The organism is Nocardia spumae (assembly GCF_020733635.1).
GTDB lineage: Bacteria > Actinomycetota > Actinomycetes > Mycobacteriales > Mycobacteriaceae > Nocardia > Nocardia spumae.
Genome location: NZ_JAJFZL010000001.1, coordinates 3,506,838 through 3,525,260, shown reverse-complemented (window position 1 = coordinate 3,525,260; position 18,423 = coordinate 3,506,838). Strand labels below are relative to the sequence as shown.

20 protein-coding genes are annotated in these 18,423 nt (G+C 68.7%); 7 read left to right on the top strand and 13 right to left on the bottom strand.

Going from position 1 to position 18,423, the window contains the following annotated elements:
* Positions 1 to 26 precede the first annotated feature (26 nt).
* Together LKD76_RS15810 and LKD76_RS15805 are read right to left on the bottom strand one after the other, a co-directional pair.
* Complete coding sequence (locus LKD76_RS15810) at positions 27 to 1,274, bottom strand: SPFH domain-containing protein (protein WP_227982090.1); 1,248 nt, start codon at positions 1,272 to 1,274, stop codon at positions 27 to 29.
* On the bottom strand, positions 1,274 to 1,705 hold the full coding sequence (locus LKD76_RS15805) for an NfeD family protein (RefSeq protein WP_227982089.1): 432 nt from the start codon (positions 1,703 to 1,705) through the stop codon (positions 1,274 to 1,276). The genes LKD76_RS15810 and LKD76_RS15805 overlap by 1 nt, the downstream gene beginning before the upstream one ends.
* Before the next feature lie 178 nt (positions 1,706 to 1,883).
* Between LKD76_RS15805 and LKD76_RS15800 the strand changes: the two genes are divergently transcribed.
* From LKD76_RS15800 to LKD76_RS15785, 4 genes are all read left to right on the top strand, one after another.
* Positions 1,884 to 2,711 (top strand): DUF3097 domain-containing protein, encoded by an 828-nt coding sequence (locus LKD76_RS15800; protein WP_227982088.1) that lies wholly within the window; start codon positions 1,884 to 1,886, stop codon positions 2,709 to 2,711.
* A gap of 49 nt (positions 2,712 to 2,760) precedes the next feature.
* Positions 2,761 to 4,017, top strand: a complete 1,257-nt coding sequence (locus LKD76_RS15795; protein WP_227982087.1) for a flavin-dependent oxidoreductase — start codon at positions 2,761 to 2,763, stop codon at positions 4,015 to 4,017.
* Positions 4,014 to 4,469: a MarR family winged helix-turn-helix transcriptional regulator gene (locus tag LKD76_RS15790; RefSeq protein WP_227982086.1), complete on the top strand. Its 456-nt coding sequence runs from the start codon at positions 4,014 to 4,016 to the stop codon at positions 4,467 to 4,469. The genes LKD76_RS15795 and LKD76_RS15790 overlap by 4 nt, the downstream gene beginning before the upstream one ends.
* Before the next feature lie 160 nt (positions 4,470 to 4,629).
* Positions 4,630 to 5,094 carry a DUF3237 domain-containing protein gene (locus LKD76_RS15785; RefSeq protein WP_227982085.1) on the top strand — a complete coding sequence of 155 codons (465 nt, stop codon included), beginning with the start codon at positions 4,630 to 4,632 and terminating at the stop codon, positions 5,092 to 5,094.
* 27 nt (positions 5,095 to 5,121) lie between these two features.
* Here the strand turns inward: LKD76_RS15785 and LKD76_RS15780 are convergent, their stop codons facing one another.
* Positions 5,122 to 5,607: a nitroreductase family deazaflavin-dependent oxidoreductase gene (locus tag LKD76_RS15780; protein ID WP_227982084.1), complete on the bottom strand. Its 486-nt coding sequence runs from the start codon at positions 5,605 to 5,607 to the stop codon at positions 5,122 to 5,124.
* Positions 5,608 to 5,754: 147 nt separating this feature from the next.
* Here LKD76_RS15780 and LKD76_RS15775 point away from each other — a divergent pair, with 147 nt between their 5' ends.
* Entirely contained in the window at positions 5,755 to 6,363 is a 609-nt protein-coding gene (locus LKD76_RS15775) for a TetR/AcrR family transcriptional regulator (protein ID WP_227982083.1), read from the top strand.
* 183 nt (positions 6,364 to 6,546) lie between these two features.
* Positions 6,547 to 7,356, top strand: coding sequence for an Rv1486c family protein (locus LKD76_RS15770; protein ID WP_227982082.1), 810 nt, complete (start codon positions 6,547 to 6,549; stop codon positions 7,354 to 7,356).
* Here LKD76_RS15770 and LKD76_RS15765 read toward each other — a convergent pair.
* Both LKD76_RS15765 and LKD76_RS15760 read right to left on the bottom strand, forming a co-directional pair.
* Positions 7,353 to 8,201 (bottom strand): hypothetical protein, encoded by an 849-nt coding sequence (locus LKD76_RS15765; RefSeq protein ID WP_227982081.1) that lies wholly within the window; start codon positions 8,199 to 8,201, stop codon positions 7,353 to 7,355. The genes LKD76_RS15770 and LKD76_RS15765 overlap by 4 nt on opposite strands.
* Before the next feature lie 73 nt (positions 8,202 to 8,274).
* A complete protein-coding gene (locus LKD76_RS15760) occupies positions 8,275 to 8,766 on the bottom strand; it encodes a pyridoxamine 5'-phosphate oxidase family protein (RefSeq protein ID WP_227982080.1) in 492 nt (163 codons plus the stop codon).
* A gap of 51 nt (positions 8,767 to 8,817) precedes the next feature.
* Here LKD76_RS15760 and LKD76_RS15755 point away from each other — a divergent pair, with 51 nt between their 5' ends.
* A complete protein-coding gene (locus LKD76_RS15755) occupies positions 8,818 to 9,567 on the top strand; it encodes a S1 family peptidase (protein ID WP_227982079.1) in 750 nt (249 codons plus the stop codon).
* A gap of 60 nt (positions 9,568 to 9,627) precedes the next feature.
* Here LKD76_RS15755 and LKD76_RS15750 read toward each other — a convergent pair whose 3' ends face one another.
* The 8 genes from LKD76_RS15750 to LKD76_RS15715 form a co-directional block, all read right to left on the bottom strand.
* Positions 9,628 to 10,680 carry a ferrochelatase gene (locus LKD76_RS15750; protein ID WP_227982078.1) on the bottom strand — a complete coding sequence of 351 codons (1,053 nt, stop codon included), beginning with the start codon at positions 10,678 to 10,680 and terminating at the stop codon, positions 9,628 to 9,630.
* Positions 10,681 to 10,699: 19 nt separating this feature from the next.
* Entirely contained in the window at positions 10,700 to 11,536 is an 837-nt protein-coding gene (gene inhA / locus LKD76_RS15745; RefSeq protein WP_227982077.1) for an NADH-dependent enoyl-ACP reductase InhA, read from the bottom strand.
* Between the two features lie 49 nt (positions 11,537 to 11,585).
* Positions 11,586 to 12,305: a 3-oxoacyl-ACP reductase FabG1 gene (gene fabG1 / locus LKD76_RS15740; RefSeq protein ID WP_227982076.1), complete on the bottom strand. Its 720-nt coding sequence runs from the start codon at positions 12,303 to 12,305 to the stop codon at positions 11,586 to 11,588.
* A 56-nt stretch (positions 12,306 to 12,361) separates the two neighbouring features.
* Positions 12,362 to 13,366 (bottom strand): VWA domain-containing protein, encoded by a 1,005-nt coding sequence (locus LKD76_RS15735; RefSeq protein WP_227982075.1) that lies wholly within the window; start codon positions 13,364 to 13,366, stop codon positions 12,362 to 12,364.
* Entirely contained in the window at positions 13,363 to 14,340 is a 978-nt protein-coding gene (locus LKD76_RS15730; RefSeq protein ID WP_227982074.1) for a DUF58 domain-containing protein, read from the bottom strand. The genes LKD76_RS15735 and LKD76_RS15730 overlap by 4 nt, the downstream gene beginning before the upstream one ends.
* Before the next feature lie 26 nt (positions 14,341 to 14,366).
* Positions 14,367 to 15,542 (bottom strand): AAA family ATPase, encoded by a 1,176-nt coding sequence (locus LKD76_RS15725; RefSeq protein ID WP_443678160.1) that lies wholly within the window; start codon positions 15,540 to 15,542, stop codon positions 14,367 to 14,369.
* Positions 15,543 to 15,733: 191 nt separating this feature from the next.
* Entirely contained in the window at positions 15,734 to 16,810 is a 1,077-nt protein-coding gene (gene mraY / locus LKD76_RS15720; protein ID WP_227982073.1) for a phospho-N-acetylmuramoyl-pentapeptide-transferase, read from the bottom strand.
* 132 nt (positions 16,811 to 16,942) lie between these two features.
* The gene (locus LKD76_RS15715; protein ID WP_227982072.1) at positions 16,943 to 18,361 is read right to left on the bottom strand and encodes an NlpC/P60 family protein; all 1,419 of its coding nucleotides are present in this window, start codon (positions 18,359 to 18,361) and stop codon (positions 16,943 to 16,945) included.
* Positions 18,362 to 18,423 lie beyond the last annotated feature (62 nt).

Here is an 18,423-nt window from a genome sequence, read left to right as displayed (position 1 = left end):
AATCATCGCTGGGACGGGATTACCCGTTATCGCCCAGGGTATTCCGGCGGCTGCCACGGACGGGCCTCGCCCTCACCCGGGCGAGGCATCTGCTGCGGCTGTTGCTGCGACGGCGCGGGCGGAATGGGCGCACTCTGCGACGGCAGCGTCCGGGGCGGATTCGGTGCGGCCAGTGGCGAATCGACCGGAGTCGCGGCTGCCGCCTCGGCGGCGCGCACCGCGCGCTCGGCGGCCGGATCGGTCTTGATGTCGAACCAGTCGGCGACTTCCTCGGCATCGTCGTCGGGCCCGGACGCGGCATCGTTGTCGGGGCTCGGCTCGTACCGGAAGACCCCGTCCTCGCCCTGTGTGCCGAAGTTGCGGGCGAACCCTTCCAGGGCCTTGCCGAAGTCGCTGGGCACCATCCACACCTTGTTGGCGTCACCCTTGGCCACCAGCGGCAGCGTCTGCATGTACTGGTAGGCGAGCAATTCCGGGGTGGGCTTACCGGATTTGATTGCGGCGAACACCTTTTCGATGGCCTTGGCCTGGCCCTGCGCCTGCAGATAGGCCGCTGCGCGCTCACCCTGAGCCCGCAGGATCCGGCTCTGCCGTTCACCTTCGGCCGACAGGATCGCCGACTGCTTGGAACCCTCGGCGGCCAGGATCTGCGACTGCTTGGCGCCCTCGGCGGTCTTGATCTGAGCCTCACGGTTACCTTCCGCGGTCAAGATAATCGCCCGCTTCTCCCGGTCGGCCTTCATCTGCTTCTCCATCGATTCCTGAATCGACGGCGGCGGATCGATGGCCTTCAGCTCCACTCGCGCCACCCGCAGACCCCAGCGTCCGGTCGCCTCGTCGAGCACCCCGCGCAGCTGCGAGTTGATCTGATCGCGGGAGGTCAGGGTCTCTTCCAGGGTCATGCCGCCGACCACGTTGCGCAGTGTGGTGATGGTCAGCTGCTCCACCGCGGCGATGTAGTTGCTGATCTCGTAGACCGCGGCCTGCGGGCTGGTGACCTGGAAGTACACGACCGAGTCGATCTGCACGGTGAGGTTGTCCTGGGTGATCACCGGCTGCGGCGGGAACGATACGACCCGCTCGCGGAGGTCGACCTTCGCACGAATCCGATCGGCGAACGGGACCAGGAACGTCAGCTGACCCGAGACGGTGCGCGAATATCTGCCCAGCCGCTCGATCACCGCAGCCTCGGCCTGCGGCACCAGCGCGATCGACTTGAAGACCACCACCGCGACGAGCACCACGATGACGATCGCGACGATCAGTACAGCCATTACGGCCCCTTCCAGACGACGGCGTGCGCGCCGTCGATCTTCATGACGTAGACGGTCTCACCCTCGGTATATTCCTCGGCCGGATCGAACGGGCGTGCACTCCACACCTCACCACCGATCTTCACCTGACCGCTGTTCTCGTTCACCGCCTCGAGTACCTTCGCCGTCTTTCCCGGCAGCGCATCGACATTGGTCGGCGTGGGCGGCGGAGTTGCGAAGCGGCGCAACAACATCGGACGAACCAGGAACAACAGCGCGATCGCGGAGATACCGAAGACGACGGCATCGATCACCACCGGAGTATCGGCCACCCCGGCGACCCCGGCCGTGACGAGCGCCGCGCCTCCCAACATGAGCAGCGTGAAGTCACCGGTGAGCATCTCGGCTGCGGCGAGCAGAATTCCCGCGACCAGCCATACGATTGCGGCCACGACTTCACCGTACCGTGCCTGTCCGTTTTTCCGCGCCTTTAAGACGGACAAGTCGAGCGCCGAGTACCCGGTCGACGGTCCGGATCGCATGCGGGCGAGGCACTGTCGAACCCGGAGATCTGTTCGCGAGCGTCACGCCTCCCCCCGAAGGACAAGTGAAACAGGTAGTTTCGGCCGCGTGAGTGCGCGCGATTACGGTGACATCTATTCCGGCCATACTCGCACCCGCAAACGCGCGGTGCCGCAGGTGATCGCCGAGCGCGATCTGGTCGCCGAGGATGCGGCCAGCGGATTCTGCGGCGCCGTGGTGGGTTTCGAGCGAACCTACGACGGCGAGTTCGTGAAACTCGAGGACGGCGGCGGCCGGATCCGGCTGTTCGCCCTGCGCGAGGCGGCCTTCCTGATCGACGGGCAGGCGGTCACCCTGGTGCGGCCCCAGGCGTCCGCACCGGCGAAGCCGTCCCGCTCGGCCTCGGGGTCCACCCGGGTGGAGGGACTCCGCGCCCGGGTGGCCCGCGCCAGCCGGATCTGGGTCGAGGGCGTGCACGACGCCGCTCTCGTCGAACGGGTGTGGGGCCACGACCTGCGGGTGGAGGGCGTGGTGGTGGAACATCTGGAGGGCCTCGATCATCTCGCCGAGCGCCTCGCCGAATTCCGGCCGCAACCCGGTCGCCGGGTCGGCGTGCTGGTCGATCACCTCGTCACCGGCTCGAAGGAGACGAACCTGACCACCGGGCTGGGACCGCATGTGCTGGTCACCGGCCACCCCTACATCGACGTCTGGGAGGCGGTGCGCCCGCAGGCCCTCGGCATCGACGCGTGGCCCAGGGTCCCGCGCGGTGAGGATTGGAAAACCGGCGTATGCCGCCGCCTCGGCTGGGGCACCCCCGCCGACGGCTGGCGCCGGGTCTACAACGCCGTCGACAGCTTCCGCGACCTCGAAGCCCCGCTGCTGGGCGCGGTGGAACAACTCATCGATTTCGTCACCGAACCGGACGGTCCGTAGATCGCGCACCCGTTGACCGCGATTCGTTTTGTTGCAAAACTGTTCCGCCATGAGGATCGTGATCGCCGGCGCGGGTATCGGCGGCCTCAGCGCCGCGTTGAGTCTGCACGCGGCCGGGTTCCGCGATGTCGTGGTGTACGACCGCGTCGAGGCGCTGCGGCCGCTGGGAGTCGGCATCAACCTGCTGCCGCACGCTGTGCGCGAGCTCACCGAACTCGGTCTCGGTGACCGCGTCGCCGCGTCCGGTACGGCACCGGAAACCCTCGCCTATTTCAACCGGTACGGACAGCAGATCTGGTGTGAGCCCCGCGGCATCGCGGCCGGGTACCGCTGGCCGCAGTTGTCGGTGCACCGCGGCGTGTTGCAGATGGAATTGCTTGCCGCCGTGCGCGATCGGCTCGGCCCGGCGTCCGTGCGGCTCGGACACCGGCTGGTCGCCGCCGAACCCTCCGGAATCGGTCGCTTCGCCACCGCGGACGGTGACGTGGACGTGGCGGCCGAGGTGATCATCGGCGCCGACGGCATCCATTCGACCCTGCGACGTCAGCACCGCCCGGACGAGGGGCCGCCACTGTGGAACGGCCTGACACTGTGGCGCGGCACCGCCCGGGTCCCCGCTTTCGCCGACGGCCGAACGATGATCATGGCCGGTGACGCCGACCAGAAGTTCGTCGCCTATCCGCTCGGCGACGAGGTCAATTTCGTCGCCGAACGCCGGACGCCCGCAGTCGCCGGCGCCGCGGGCGACTGGCACCGCGCCGTCGATTCCGCGACCGTGGTCGAGCTGTTCCGCACGTGGCGCTTCCCGTGGCTCGATATTCCCCGATTGATCGCCGCGGCCGGCGAGGTACTCGAATATCCGATGGTGGACCGGGATCCGCTCGACCGATGGACGCACGGCCGGACCACGCTGCTGGGCGATGCGGCGCACCCGATGTATCCGAACGGATCCAACGGGGCATCGCAGGCCGTCCTGGACGCCCGCACACTCGCCTTCCACCTCGCCACCGCGACCTCCGTGGAGGCGGCGCTGGCGGCCTACGAGGCCGAACGCCGCCCCGCCACCACGGCTCTGGCGCTCAGCAATCGGCGGCAGGGACCCGAGCGGGTCATGGTGCTGGCCCACGAGCGCGCGCCGAACGGATTCGCCCACATCCACGAAGTGATCTCAGCGGAGGAGCTCACGACCATCGCGACCGGATACAAGAAGGCCGCCGGATTCCATCCGGACGCGCTGAATTCACGCCCCTCACTGACGCCCCCGGCCGTCACGCACCCGCCCGCCACCACGGGAGCACAGCTGTGAGCGGCCTGGATCCGGCCCGGCTGGCGGCCGTGATCTCCCCGCTGCGCCGCACCCTGCTCACCGCCACCCGCGCCGCGGAACAACTGCCCGAGATTCCGGACGCCCAGATCGAGATCATCCGAGCGCTGCCGCCCGGTACCGCCGTCACCTCCGGAGAGCTGGCGCAGCGTCTCGGCCTGAGCCGGCCCACCGTCAGCAATCTGCTCACCACGATGGAGGCCGGTGGCCTGATCGAACGCCGGCCCCGCCCCGGCGATCGCCGCCGCGTCGAGATCGTCACCACCGCCCGCGCCCGTGACCTGTTCGACCGCTTCGACGCGGCCAGCAGCGCCCTGGTCTGCGACGCGGCCGCCACCCTCTCCCCCGGCGACCGGGCCGCCCTGGCCGCCGCACTGCCCGCGCTCGAGCGCCTGCGGGAAGCCCTGCAGCGCACCCCCCAGGACCCCGAATGAACACTGTGCGCCACCGTCTGGCGCGCCGGCTCCAGCGGCGCGAACCCTGCCTGGGATCGGGCGAATCCGGCGCCACCGCAACGATATTGCACCGCGCCACCCAAGAGATCTCGCACTCGGGCGCACCGTCGCGCCTGGACCTCCCGGTGTGGAGTCACCCGTGACCGCCCCGCCGGTTCCCGGCTTGGTCACCGCGTTCCACGTGTGCGCACGACTGGGCCCGCTGGCGGATCACGGCCGCACCCGCGCCGGTCACCGCCGTGTGGTGCCGATCGTCGGCGGCCGGATCACCGGGATCTTCGACGCGGACATCGTCGCGGGCGGTGCCGACTGGCAGGTGGTGCGCCCCGACGGTGCGATCGAGATCGACACCCGGTACTCGGCACTGACCGGCGCGGGCTCGCACGTCTACCTCCGCACCTTCGGCGTGCGCAGCGGACCGCCGGAGGTGCTGCGGGCGCTGGCGCGGGGTGAGCCGGTCGATCCGGGCGAGTACTACTTCCGCCTCGGTGTGCGGCTCGAGACCTCGGACCCGGAACTCGCCGAACTCGAACACCACCTGTTCGTCGCCTCCGCGGTCCGCGACGCCGACGAGGTTCGCTACACCGCGTACCGCGTCACCTGAGCCGGCCGCCCGTCGGCGGCCGGAGACTCACCGGCGGGGACGCAGGACGACCACCGGGATCTCGCGTTCGGTCCATGCCTGGTAGGTGTCGAAATCGGCGTAGGCGGCGACGAGCGCGGGCCACAACCGGGCACGCTCGCGCGAGTCGGCGGTCACGGCGTGCACCGGGCGCCGTTCCCGCCCGATCTGGATGTGCACGTCGGGCCCGGCGACCAGATTGTGATACCACTGCGGATGTTTGGGCAGTCCGCCCTGGGACGCGACGATCACGATATCGGCGCCGTCGCTGATGTAGAGCAGCGGCGTGGTGTAGACCGCCCCGGACTTGCGGCCACGATGTTCGAGCAGCAGGGTCGGCACGGGTTTGCGGAATCCGGCTCCCACACGCCACTTTCCGCCGATCCGGCCGCCGGTGCGCCGATAGACCGCGACCTGCACCTTCGTCGCGTATTTGAAGATCTTCGGCAGCAGCGGTGAGTCGAGTTGTTTCGGACGCGGCGGTGTGGTCGTCACGGAGATTCCTTCCCTGGGGCGAGCTACGGGAGACCATACATCGCATTTCAGGTGTATGGTCAAGGTCCGCGTGGCACCGCGAGGTCGAGAAGCCCGGCCGCGCACAGGACCGGTCGGTTCCGGTATGAACGAAGGGTCGGCGAGCAGGTGCGCACACACGGATGGTCGGGTGCCGCGCCGGCCGACGACGAGGAGGCCGTCGAGCGCATCCTGGCCGCGGCCCGCACGGCGATCGACCGCTCCGGCGGCGACTTCACCATCGCCGAGGTGGCCCGCGATCTGGGGGTCACCCGCCAGACCGTCTACCGCTACTTCACCAGCGCCGACGCGCTGCTCACCGCCACCGCGATCGCGCACACCGACCACTTTCTCGATGTACTCGCCGACCATCTCCGCGACGTCCGCGATCCCGCCACCGCGGTCGTGGAGGGAATCGCCCTCACCCTCGAACGCCTGCCCGAGGAGAAGTACCTCGCTCTGCTGCTCACCCCGGGCCGGACCGGCGCCTTCTCCGCCGGGGTCACCTCCGATACCGCTCTGGCCTTCGGCCGTTCGATACTGCGGCGTTTCTCCGTCGACTGGGCCGCCGCCGGCATCGCCGACGTCGATCAGCTGGCCGAACACATGCTGCGTATCGTGCAATCCTTCGTGATCGATCCGGGCCGCCCGCCCCGCCGCGGCCGCGAGCTGCGCGACTACCTGACCACCTGGGTCGCCCCCGCGCTGAACGCACCATCGGGCCCCCGGGCCCGGTGACCACACGCGCGACCGGCCCCGGCCCACGCCTGCCACCCGGCAATGCGGTCTGCCGCAGCGCATTTCCCCGGCACGGGGCGAACCGACCGAAATCCGGGCGCGGGCGGGTTCGACGGAAAAGACTTGCCTGCTGTTGGCTCACCTGCGCCACGCGAGTTCTGCCGCGCGATTATCCTCGATCACATGTGTTCTCCCAGTGCCACGCTTACGGTGTGGGCAGGCTCGTGGCTGTCCGGCCGCAGCGCGCCCGACGACGTACTGGACGCCTTACGCGCCTGGTCGGCCCACCACAGCGTCGCCGCCGGTGATCCGGTCACCGGCGGGCGCAGCGGATTGCCGTGGCCCACGGCCGAACCGCTGGAAGCGGGCACCGGGATCATGATGCTGCTCAAGGTGATTCGCGAGGCGATGGCTGACCCGGCGGCGCAGATGCGGCTGGTGCTGCCGGTTCCCGGCGATGCGCGTGGACTGCCGACCGGCACCGAGTTCGCCACGGCGGCAATGGATGCCGAGGAGGGCGTGGTCGCCGGGGTCCCCGGCGGCGACGGCGTCGCACTGGTTCCGCAGTGGATCGGTGAGGACTCGCTGCAATGGACCGTCTTCTACACCTCGGTCCCGGTCCCCATCCCCGATATGGCGCTGGGCGAGGCCGAATTCGCGATGCGCGAGGCGGTCCGGGATGCGGCCGAGGCGCTGATGCAGTTGCACACCACCGCGGTCGGCGGCGACGACGATCCCCGCGAACTGATCGAGGCCGAACTGGCCGACTGCTCACGTCACATCTATCCCGATTCCGCGCCGCTGCGCGCCCGCCGCATCCTCGACTCCGCCGACCATGTGGCCGCCATCCTCACCGTGGCCCAGCAGACCGCACCCTCCTCGCCCAGTTCGGCCAGCGCGCTCCAGGCTCAGGAGACGTTGCTGCGCCCGCTGTGGAACGCGATTCGCGCCGCCCGCCTGGCCGCGGTCAACGCGGCCGCCGGTCCGCGCTAACGTCGCGGCCCCTGCAGGCGCAGCTCATAGTCGTTGTAGCGACCGCAGATCCGCATGCCGACCCGGGTCAGCGCGACGCGCAGCGTCTCGTCGTCGAATTCGAACACCCGCAGCACCGCGACGGACGGCACCATCGCTCGTAGTTCGGCCGCGACCGCACCGAACACCTCGGTGAGCAGATCCGCGTCGGCCTCGTGATGCGGGAATCCGTCCTCGGCACTGATGTAGGCCTCGGAGCCGCCGGCGAAGGTGGTGACCGTGGCGACCGGTTCGCTGCGCGGCCGCGCGGACAGAACCGTGGTGATGAGCACGCGCCCGGGTGGGTCGGCCGACTCCGCGACGGTATGCACCAATCGGTCGTACGGCGGCATCCAGGCAGCGGGTACAGCCAGCTCCAGCTCCCACAACCGCGCGTATTCGTCGACCCTACGCGCGCCCAGTTCCACTGCGGCCCGGCCAGAGGGACCGATATCGGTCCCCTGCCATCGCAATACGCGATATCCGCCCGCGGCGGCCCGGCGCGCGGCCTCCGCGGTCAGGCGGCACACCATCCCGGTCTCGGCGGCATCCGGTTCCGATTCGTCGGCGCGGCCCAGATGCAGCGAATGCACCAGGCGCTGCGCCGATACCGCTTGCACCCACGCCTCACCGAGACCGGCATCGCGCAGTTCCGCCCACCCGAGCAGCTCACCACCACCGCGGGCCGCGATCACCCCCAGCAGATCCGCCGTCCCGTCGGCTACGGAAATGTCCTCGAGCAGGGGCAACCCGGTACGGCCCGCCAACTCGGCGGCCAGTCGCAAACCCGTACCCGGATGCTGGTCCCACTCCAGCGCGATGTCCACATCCGAACAATAGCGATGGATTAGCTGATCTCAGGTCAGATATCGCCGGAAACACCCGGAAAAGCCGATGACCTCAATGTTTACGTACCACCGTCTCACCGGACGAAGGTTTCCAGATCACCACGTCCATATGGCCGTCGCGGACTTCCACCGCGGCCGCGCCGGTGATATCGGCGGCGAAGAACGGCTCCAGGCGCTGCCCGCGCAGGTCGAATCCGGTATCGGTGTAGAGCGCGTCGGCCCAGCGCCGCCGCAGATCCACATCGTCCACCTGATACACCACGCCCCACAGTTTCGCGTCGCCGTCGCCGACCTCGGGATCGACCGTGGCGGTGTTCAGGCAGAATCGCGGGTCACGCCCCAGATCCGCGAATTTCACCGTGCCCGGCATTCCGACCAGCCACAGCTGCCCCTCGAACAACCGCGGCTCGATCGGGCTGATGCGCGGATATCCGTCGCGCCGGGTGGTGCCCAGTAAGCAGAGATTCCCGGCCGCGGCGTGGCGGCGCGAGAATATCGCCGAAACGCGTGGCGCGACGCCGGCGAATTCGGTCCAGCTCGTCATAGTCGTACGGTAGAACTTCGCCGGACAGGTCATCGGAGCATCGAGGTCGTCATGAGGAAATTTTCGCGCCGGGCAGCGGTCGTGGCCGCCGCCGCGATCGCCTGTGCGGCGAGCCAGAACACCGCCGCGCACGCCGTGGTAGGTGGTGCGCCCGCCCAGGCCGCCGACTACCCCTGGCTGGGCGCCATCGGTACTCCCGTCTACGCCACCCGGCCGGGTGGCCAATTCTGCGCCGGCACACTGATCGCCCCGGACCGGGTGCTCACCGCCGCGCACTGCGGAGCACTGGCGCGCACCCTGCCCAGGACGACGGTGACCTTCGGGCGCACCGACGCCGGCGGCGACGGCGGCGTCACCGTCGGCATCTCCGAGGTCCGGATCCATCCGGACTTCCGGGTGTCACTGTTCGGCACCGATCTCAGCTATCACAACGACGTCGCGATCGTCGTCCTCGCCGCGCCGGTCCACCTGCCGACCCTGGAAGTGGCCGCCCCACAGGGAGATTCGGCCACCATCGTCGGATGGGGCGCCACCGCCGCGGACGATCGATCCAACAGCGCACTGCACTCGGCATCGGTTCCGCTGGTTCCCGACGCCGCCTGCGCCGCCGCCTACGGGAGTGAATTCGATCCGCACGAAGCCGTGTGTGCCGGATCGCCGGCCGCCGACACCGGCGAATTCGACAGTGGCGGACCGCTGCTGGTGAACGGCAAGGTCGCCGGAATCACCTCGTGGGGTAAGGGTGCCGCGGAACCGGGCTTCCCGGGCGTCTACGCGCGGGTGCCCGCACTCGATTTCTGATCCGCGGCCGATCGGACGGCTGCCGGATCATCGCTGCCGGCGGCGTATCCCTCGGCGGGGTTACGGTCGGCGACGCACCGGTTCACAGCATCCGGGAGCGCAGATCTCTCCGTTGCGAGTGCAGCCGTAGCCGGGCACCTCGGCGCTGAGCCGGCGAGGTTGCTGTGCGCCGAGATGTTCGTCGACCAACTCCGCGACCATGCGGGCGAAGCGCGGGTCCGGACCGGGGGTCGCGGCGCGGGCGAAGGCCATTCCGAGTTCGGCCGCCTTCTCCGCCGCCTCGTTGTCCAGATCCCACACGACCTCGAGGTGATCGGAGACGAAGCCGATCGGACACACCACCACGGCGTCCACCCCCTTACCCGACAGCACGTCGAGGTGGTCGACGATATCCGGGTCCAGCCACGGCACCTGCGGCGGTCCGGAACGGGACTGCCACACGACGTCGAAGTCGTCGAAACCCGCGGCCGCGGCGCACAATCGGGCCGCTTCGGCGACCTGGCGGCTGTAGAGATGCCCGCCGTCGGCGGGCGGGCCGGCCGCGATATCGGCGGAGACCGGAATCGAATGCGCGGTGAACACCAGCCGCGCACGCCCGCGGACCCGCGCCGGAAGCCGCTCCACCGCGGCCCGGACGGCGTCGGCGAAGGACTCGATCAGCAGTGGATGATCGAAGTATTGCCGCAGTTTCGTCAACTCCGGTGCGCCGGGTACAGCGGTCCGCGCGCGCTCGATGTCCTCGTCGTACTGGCGGCACCCCGAATACCCGCCCCAGGCCGACGTCGGAAAGACCAGCGCGTGTCCGACACCGTCGGCGCGCATGGTCGCGACGGTCTCCTCGATCATCGGGTGCCAATTGCGGTTGCCGAAGTACACCGGCAGATCCAGTGCGCGCGCATCGAATTCGGCCTCGATGGCGGTGATCAGCTCGCGGTTGAGCGCGTTGATGGGTGAGACCCCACCGAAATGCAGATAGTGCTGAGCGACCTCCTCGAGGCGCTCACGCGGCACTCCCCGGCCCCGGGTGACGTTCTCGAGGAACGGCATCACGTCCTCGGGGCGTTCGGGACCGCCGAAGGACAGCAGGAGCAGTGCGTCGACGGTCCCGGACACGGCGAATGACCTCCCGCTGCTAGTTCGACGACCAGTTCTCGGGGAACCAGGTGTTGTGGCTGGCGCCGCCGTCGACGTAGATGATCGACCCAGTGGTGCCCGGAAGCCAATCCGACAGCAGCGTGACGATCGACTTGGCGACCACGGTCGGGTCGTCGACGTCCCAGCCGATCGGCGAGGCGCCATCCCAGTAGGTGTTGAGCATGTTCAGTTGCTTGGCGTCATCGGTCGCGGTGCCCGCGATGGCTTTGGCGGCGAGCGTCTTGATCGGTCCGGCGGCGACCAGATTCGAGCGAATCCGCTTGGCCTCGCCCACTTCTCGTGCCACGTAGCGGTTCACCGACTCGAGCGCGGCCTTGGCCACACCCATCCAGTTGTAGAACGGCAACGCGGTACGCGGATCGAAGTCCATCCCCACGATCGAGCCGCCCTCGTTCATGGCGGGTAGCACGGCCCGTGCCAGCGAGGCGTAGCTCCAGGCGGAGATCTCGAACGCCTTGGCCGCGTCCGGACCCGGGCCCTCCAGGAAGGGGAACGCCTCGGGGCCCATCAGCGTGCGCGGCGCGAAGGCGATCGAGTGCAGGACGCCGTCGACGCCCTCGGGCGCGAGTTCACGCACCTTGTCGGCCAGCTCGGCCAGATTCTCCTCATTGGTGACGTCGAGGCCGATGGCGGGCGGCACCTCCTGCGGCAGCCGCTTGGCGATGCGATCGATCAGGCGCAGCCGCTCGGGAATTCCGGTGATGATCACCTTCGCGCCCTGTTCCTGCGCGACCTTGGCCGCGTGGAAGGCGATCGACGAATCGGTGATGATGCCGGTGATCAGGACGGTCTTCCCGTCCAGGATTCCGCTCATGAGTGGTGAATTCTCCTCTGGAAGCTGGGGTGGGGTGAGGCGGAAGGGGTCAGTGCCCCATGCCCATACCGCCGTCGATCGGCACGATCGCGCCGCTGATGTAGGCGGCGTCGTCGGAGGCGAGGAAGCTGATCGCCGCGGCGACCTCCTCCGGCTGGCCGATGCGGCCCGCGGGGATCGCCTTGAGCGCCATCTCCCGCATGTCCTCGCTCATCTCCTCGCGAGTCATATCGGTGTCGATGAATCCGGGCGCGACCACGTTGGCGGTGATGTTGCGCGAGCCGATCTCACGGGTGATCGCGCGCGCCATACCGACCAGGCCGGCCTTGGCGGCGGCGTAGTTGACCTGTCCGGGAATGCCCATCTGACCCACGACCGAGCCCAGGAAGATGATGCGGCCGAACCGCGCGCGCAGCATCGCCCGGTTGGCCCGCTTGGCACAGCGCCAGGCACCGGTCAGGTTGGCGTCGATGACGCGGGTGAACTGTTCCTCGCTCATCCGCATGAGCAGCGTGTTGTCCACGATGCCGGCATTGGCCACCAGCACCTCGACCGGACCCTGTTTGGCCTCGATCTCGCTGAACGCGGCATCGATCGAATCCGCGTCGGTCACATCGCATTTCACGCCGAGCAGACCTTCCGGCGCACCCGATCCACGGTGGGTGACGGCCACCTTGTGCCCGTCGGCGGCCAGCCGCCGGGCTACCGCGAGACCGATACCCCGGTTACCGCCGGTCACCAGGACCGACCGGGAAGTGAAGTTCGACATGAATGTCAACCTATCTGTTCGAGTTCGACTGTCGTGGCCGGGTTGCGCGGTACCCGTTATGGCAGGCGTTGACGATAGACCAAGCCGCTCACCACACCCGCAGCGGTCATCAGCAGCCCCAGCAGCAACCACGGCCTGCTGGCATCACCCATCTGCATCTCGAAGCCGATCTGCTTGTCGAGGGTGTCGTAGACGGCACTGAGTTCCTCCAGCGTGGAGGCGGTGTAGAAGTCGCCGCCGGAGATCTTGGCGATCTCCCGCAGCGAATCGTCGTCCACCGGCACCCGGACCCGCTGGGAGCCCTTACCGTCCTGATCCGGAATCTCCACCGATCCCCAGGTGGTACCGAAGGAGATCGTCGAGACCGGGATGCTCTTCTGCTTGGCGACGCGGGCCGCGACGAATCCGTGCCGGGGATTGTCGACGTCCTTGTCGTCGGGAACGGTCTGCTTACCGTCGGACATCAGCACGACCCGGGCCGGCGGCGGGGTCTCGGCGCCACCGAGCACCGAGGCCAGCGTGTCGATGGCCTGCAATGCGCTGAAGATGCCCTCACCGGTGGCGGTGCGCTCGGCCAGTTTCATGTTGTTGATCGCCGCCTTCATCGCCTCGCGGTTGGTCGTCGGCGAGACCTGTACCGATGCGGTACCGGCGAAGGTGACCAGCCCCAGATTGATACCCGGGGTGAGGTGTTCGACGAAATCGGTGGCGGCCTTCTTGGCGACCTGAATACGCGAGGGCGGCACATCGGTGGCCTCCATCGACAACGACACGTCGATCACGAGCATGACCGTGGCCCGGTTGCGCGGCACCTTCTTCGCCGCCTGCGGACCCGCCGCGGCGACGGTCAGCAGCACCAGACCTACCAGCATCAACGCCACCGGCACGTGCCGCCAGGCACTGGGCCGCTTGGGCGCCACCTTCTCCAGGGTCTCCATATTGGAGAACCGCAGCATGTGGCGTTTACGCCGGCGCTGCACCAGCACGTAGAGCAACGCGATCGCGGCGACGACGAGGAGGAAGGCCAGCCAGATCGCGGAGGTGAAATGCGAAATACTCACTGTCGGGGCACCCGCCCGGTCGGGGCGCCGAACGTGTGGCGCCTGGTGGACACGAAGCGGACCACGTCGGCGATCCAGTCACGATCGGTGCGCAGAGTCATCACCGGCGCGCCGCAGCTGCGCAAGGCCGCCTCGACCTGTTCGCGATGCTGCTCCGCCGCGCGCCCGAAATCGGCGCGCAGCGTGGGGGTGACGGTGAATTCGCGGGTGCGGCCGGTCTCGGGATCGTGGAGCACCACATCACCGACATCGGGCAGATCCAGATCCAGCGGATCGAGGATCTCCACACCGAGCAGATCGTGACGGCCGGAGATCGCGCGCAATGAACGCTGCCAGTCGATCTCGCCGAGGAAGTCCGAAATCACAACGGCCAGACCGCGTTTGCGTTGTGGCCGACGCAACGATTCGATGGCGCCGCGGAGATCGCCGCGGACGCCGTCGCTCGCATGCGGGGTGGTGGCGATGCGCCGCAGCAGCGATTGCGCGTGTACCCGACCGGTGCGCGCCGGAATCCGGTACAGCCGTTCGCCGTTGGCGATGACCGCGCCGATCCGGTTACCCCCGCCGCTGGTCAGATGGGTCACCGCGGCGGCGGCCGCGACCACCAGATCGCGTTTCTGGCACAACGCGGTCCCGAAGTCGAGACTGGCCGACAGGTCGACCACCAGCCACGTCTCGAGTTCGCGGTCGGCGATCATCTGCCGCACGTGCGGATGGGTGGTACGGGCGGTGACCGACCAATCCATCTGCCGCACGTCGTCACCGGGCTGGTACATCCGGGCATCCCCGGGTTCGGACCCGGGGCCCGGTATCAGGCCGAGATGATCACCGTGCAGGACGCCGTCGAGCCGGCGGCGCACCGTGAGCTCCAGCGTCTTCAGAGCCGCCGACAGGCGCGGATCGCGCAGGTCACCGGCCCGGAACGAAGGCGGAGCACTATCTGGGTGGGCGGGGACGTGTGCTGAGTTCGTCACTGGCGCAACCGAATCCGATGCCCCGCTCACTGGCGCGGTGGCTGCCCGGCGCCCTGACCGTTCTGCGGTTGCCCGGCCGGATGCGGCGGAATGGGCTGCGGTACCGCGCCTTGCGGACCGGGAGCCGGCATCGGCGCCGGGCCGTTCTGCGGCGTGGGTGTGTTGGCCTGGGTGGCCACCTGCGGCAGGCCGACGGTCTGTAGCACCCGGCGGATCACGTCGTCGGGGCTGACCTCGTCGGCGAGTGCGTCGTAGGACAGCACCAGGCGATGGCGCAGCACGTCGGGCACCACCTCGACCACATCCTGCGGCACCACGTAGTCACGACCGCGAATCAGCGCCACCGCGCGGGCGGCGGCGATGATGCCGAGGCTGGCACGCGGCGAGGCGCCGTAGGCGATCCAGCCCGCGACATCCTCGAGGCCGAATTCGGCCGGGGTGCGGGTCGCGGCGATGACGCGGACCACGTAGTCGACCAGCGCGTGGTGCACGAAGGTGTTCGAGGCCAGCTTCTGCAACCGGATCAGCTCGTCCGGCTCGAGAATCTGCTTGGGCTCCGGCGGGGTCACACCCATCCGGTAGATGATCTCGCGTTCCTCCTCGACCGTCGGGTAGTCCACGACGACCTTGAACAGGAAGCGGTCGCGCTGCGCCTCGGGCAGCGGGTACACACCCTCGCTCTCGATCGGGTTCTGGGTCGCCATGACCAGGAACGGATCGGGCATCGGGTAGGTCTTGCCGCCGATGGAGACATGCCGCTCGGCCATGACCTCGAGCAAGGCCGACTGCACCTTCGCCGGGGCGCGGTTGATCTCGTCGGCGAGCACGAAGTTCGCGACCACCGGGCCCAGCTCGGTGTCGAACTCCTCGCGGCCCTGCCGGTAGATGCGGGTACCGATGAGGTCGGTGGGCACCAGGTCGGGAGTGAACTGCACACGCGAGAAACTGCCGCCGACCACCTTCGCGAAGGTCTCGACCGCCAGCGTCTTGGCGATACCGGGCACACCCTCGAGCAGCACGTGCCCACGAGCCAGAACGCCGACGAGCAGCCGCTCGACCAACCGATCCTGACCGACGATGACCCGTTTGACTTCGTAGATCGCCTTCTCCAGGGTCGCGACGTCACGCTCCAGGCTGGCCGACACCGGTTCCGGCGTCGGCTTCACCGCACTCGCAGCGCTCACATCGTCCGTCGAAGTCACCAAACTCCCCGCTTTCGCTTCGGTCTCTATGCGTGCCGCCCCAACTATTCCAGGTATCGAGCAAGATTGCCGCAACTGGGCTCGCACTATGTCGCTGCCCTGGTCTCCCGGGCGGAGGGGGAGACACTTATCGATGTCCGGAATGCGCTGATTCCGAATTATCGCGTCACGGCCGATGGCGGCACGCCCGATCAGCCCACGGCCGCCAGATATTCCGCGTAGAACAACGCGAGCCCGACGGCCGCGGCGATCCCGGCGAGCAGCCAGAACCGGATGATCACCGTGGTTTCGGGCCAGCCGCCGAGTTCGAAATGATGATGAAACGGCGCCATCTTGAACACTCGGCTGCGGGTGGTCCGGAAAACCAGAATCTGCACCGCCACCGACAGAATTTCGGCGAAGAACAACGCGCCGACGACCACCATCAGCAATTCGGTGCGGGTGGTGATCGAGATTCCTGCCAGCAGCCCACCCAGTGCCAGCGAGCCGGTGTCACCCATGAAGATCTTGGCCGGGGCCGCGTTCCACCACAGGAAGCCGATGCAGGCCGCGCCACCGGCCGCGCAGACCACCGCCAGATCCAGCGGATCACGCACGCTGTAGCAGCCCGGCAGCGCGTGGGCGGCACAGGAGTTCGTGTACTGCCAGAAGGTGACGATCACGTACGCGCCCAGGGCGAACCCCATCGACCCCGCGGCCAGGCCGTCGAGCCCGTCGGTGATGTTGACCGCGTTGGACCAGGCGACGACCACGAAGCAGACCGCCAGCAGAAAGACGACCAGCGGAAACGAGACCGTCGGCCAGTCCCGGACGTAGGACACCTGCCTGCCGGCCGGGGTGAGGCCGGTGCGGCCGGGAAACTGCAGCGCCAGCGCACCGAAGATCACGGCGGCGCCGATCTGGCCGACGTATTTGCCGGTCGCGGTCAGGCCGAGATTGCGGTGTTTGCGGATCTTGATGAAATCGTCGAGGAATCCCACGAATCCCAGTGCGGTGGCCAGGCCGAGCACCAGCAGTCCCGACGCCGAGGGCCCGGCGACGTCGTAGCGCAGCCCGATCAGATGCGAGGCCAGATAGCCGGCCCACAGCCCCGCCACGATGGCGATACCGCCCATCGTCGGGGTACCACGTTTGGCCTGGTGGCTCTGCGGACCCTCGACGCGGATCTGCTGACCGATATTTCTGCGCGCGAACAACCTGATCAGCAACGGCGTCACGGTGATCGAGACCGCGAGTGCGATCGCCGCCGAGAACAGGATCTGCCTCATCAATACCCCAACTACTGCCGAGCTCTCGGCATGCTACCGAACGGACCGGCACGATTTGTGCCGATTCGCATGGTAGCCAAGATCATTCGGCGATACCTCGTCCGGGCGGCGATCGGCCCGGCGCAGTGACCGCTAGGTGATCAGCCGCACCGCGTACGGCATGATGCCGCCCTCGCGCACCGGTGAAATCTTCACCACGTCACCGGATTCCGGCGCCTCGATCATCTTGCCGTCGCCCAGGTACAGCGCGACGTGTTCACTGCCGTTGGAGCCCCAGAACAGCATGTCGCCCCGTTCGCGCTCGTCGACATCGACCCGGGTGCCCATCGTGTACTGGTAGCCGCTGTAGTGCGGCAGGGAGATCCCCACCCCGGCGAAGGCGTAGATCATCAGGCCCGAGCAATCGAACCCCACCTTGTCGTAGTCGCCGTAGGAATCGGCCACGCCGCCGTCGTGGATACCCTTGGTCGGGCCGTCCTCGTCGCCGCCGCCCCAGGAGTAGGTGACGCCCAGCTGCGACATGGCCCGATCGACAACGGTTTCGATCAGTTCCGAGCGGCTGCCGCTGGGCCGGCTGGGGGTCGACATCGAGCGGCGCGGCGGAGGTGAACTGTCGAGCTGCGTATGCGGGCGCCTGCCCGCGCCCAGTTCCGCGGCGCGGTCGCGGGCGGCCTGATCGGCCGCGGCCCGCGCGGCCGCCGCACCGGCCGCGGCCTGGGCCGCGGCCACCTCGGCGCGGCGCTGCCGGTCCCAGCTCAGATAGGCCTCACGCTGCCCCTGCAGGCCCGCCACCGCCGACCGGGCCCGGTCGAGTTGCTGCTGGGCCGAATCCCGCTGCGCCATCAGCGCATTGCGTTTCTGAGCCTGATCGTCGAGAGCGGCCTTCGCCGCGGCCACCGCGGCCTGGGCCTGCTGCTGCTTGCGCTCGGCCTCGGCGGCTGCCGCGTCCGCGGACTTCTTCGCCTGGCGCGCCGAGGAGTCCTTGTTGGCCTGCTCCACCTGCGCGCGACGCAGGCCGTCGATGGCCGACTGCTGATTCTTCGAGGCCATCCCGAGCAGATCGGCCCGGTCGAGTGCGCCCGCCGGATCGGGAGCGGCCAGGTAGTTCACCATCGACGTCGAGCCGGGATGGGTGTAGGCGTCGACCGCGAACTCGTCGAATTTGCCCTGTGCCCGATCGACCTGGGTCCCCGCGGCCTGCAGATCGCGCTGGGTGGCGGCGACGGTGGCCGCGGCCGCGTCGGCGGCGTCGCGGGCGTCCTGCAGGTCGACCAGCGCCTTGTTCACGGCCTCACGCTTACCGGCGACCTCGGTATCGAGCTGGGCCAGCTGCTGATCGGCGGTGGCGACCTGATTGATGAGCCCGCTGACCTGACCTACCCCCGCGTCGACCTGCGCCCCCGCCGCGGCGATATCGCCGTCACTCGGATTGGGCGGTGGAGGCGGCACGGCGGCCACCAGCGGAGCTGTGATCGTCAGCGCGATCCCACTTAAGAGCAACCCCACAGCGACCCTCGCGGCACCCCCGGGCCGACTCGCCGATATTCGCATCACACCTCCCTGATCCCGCTGCGGCTCCGGGCGGAAAAGAGATTCGCCAGGACTGCGCTGGG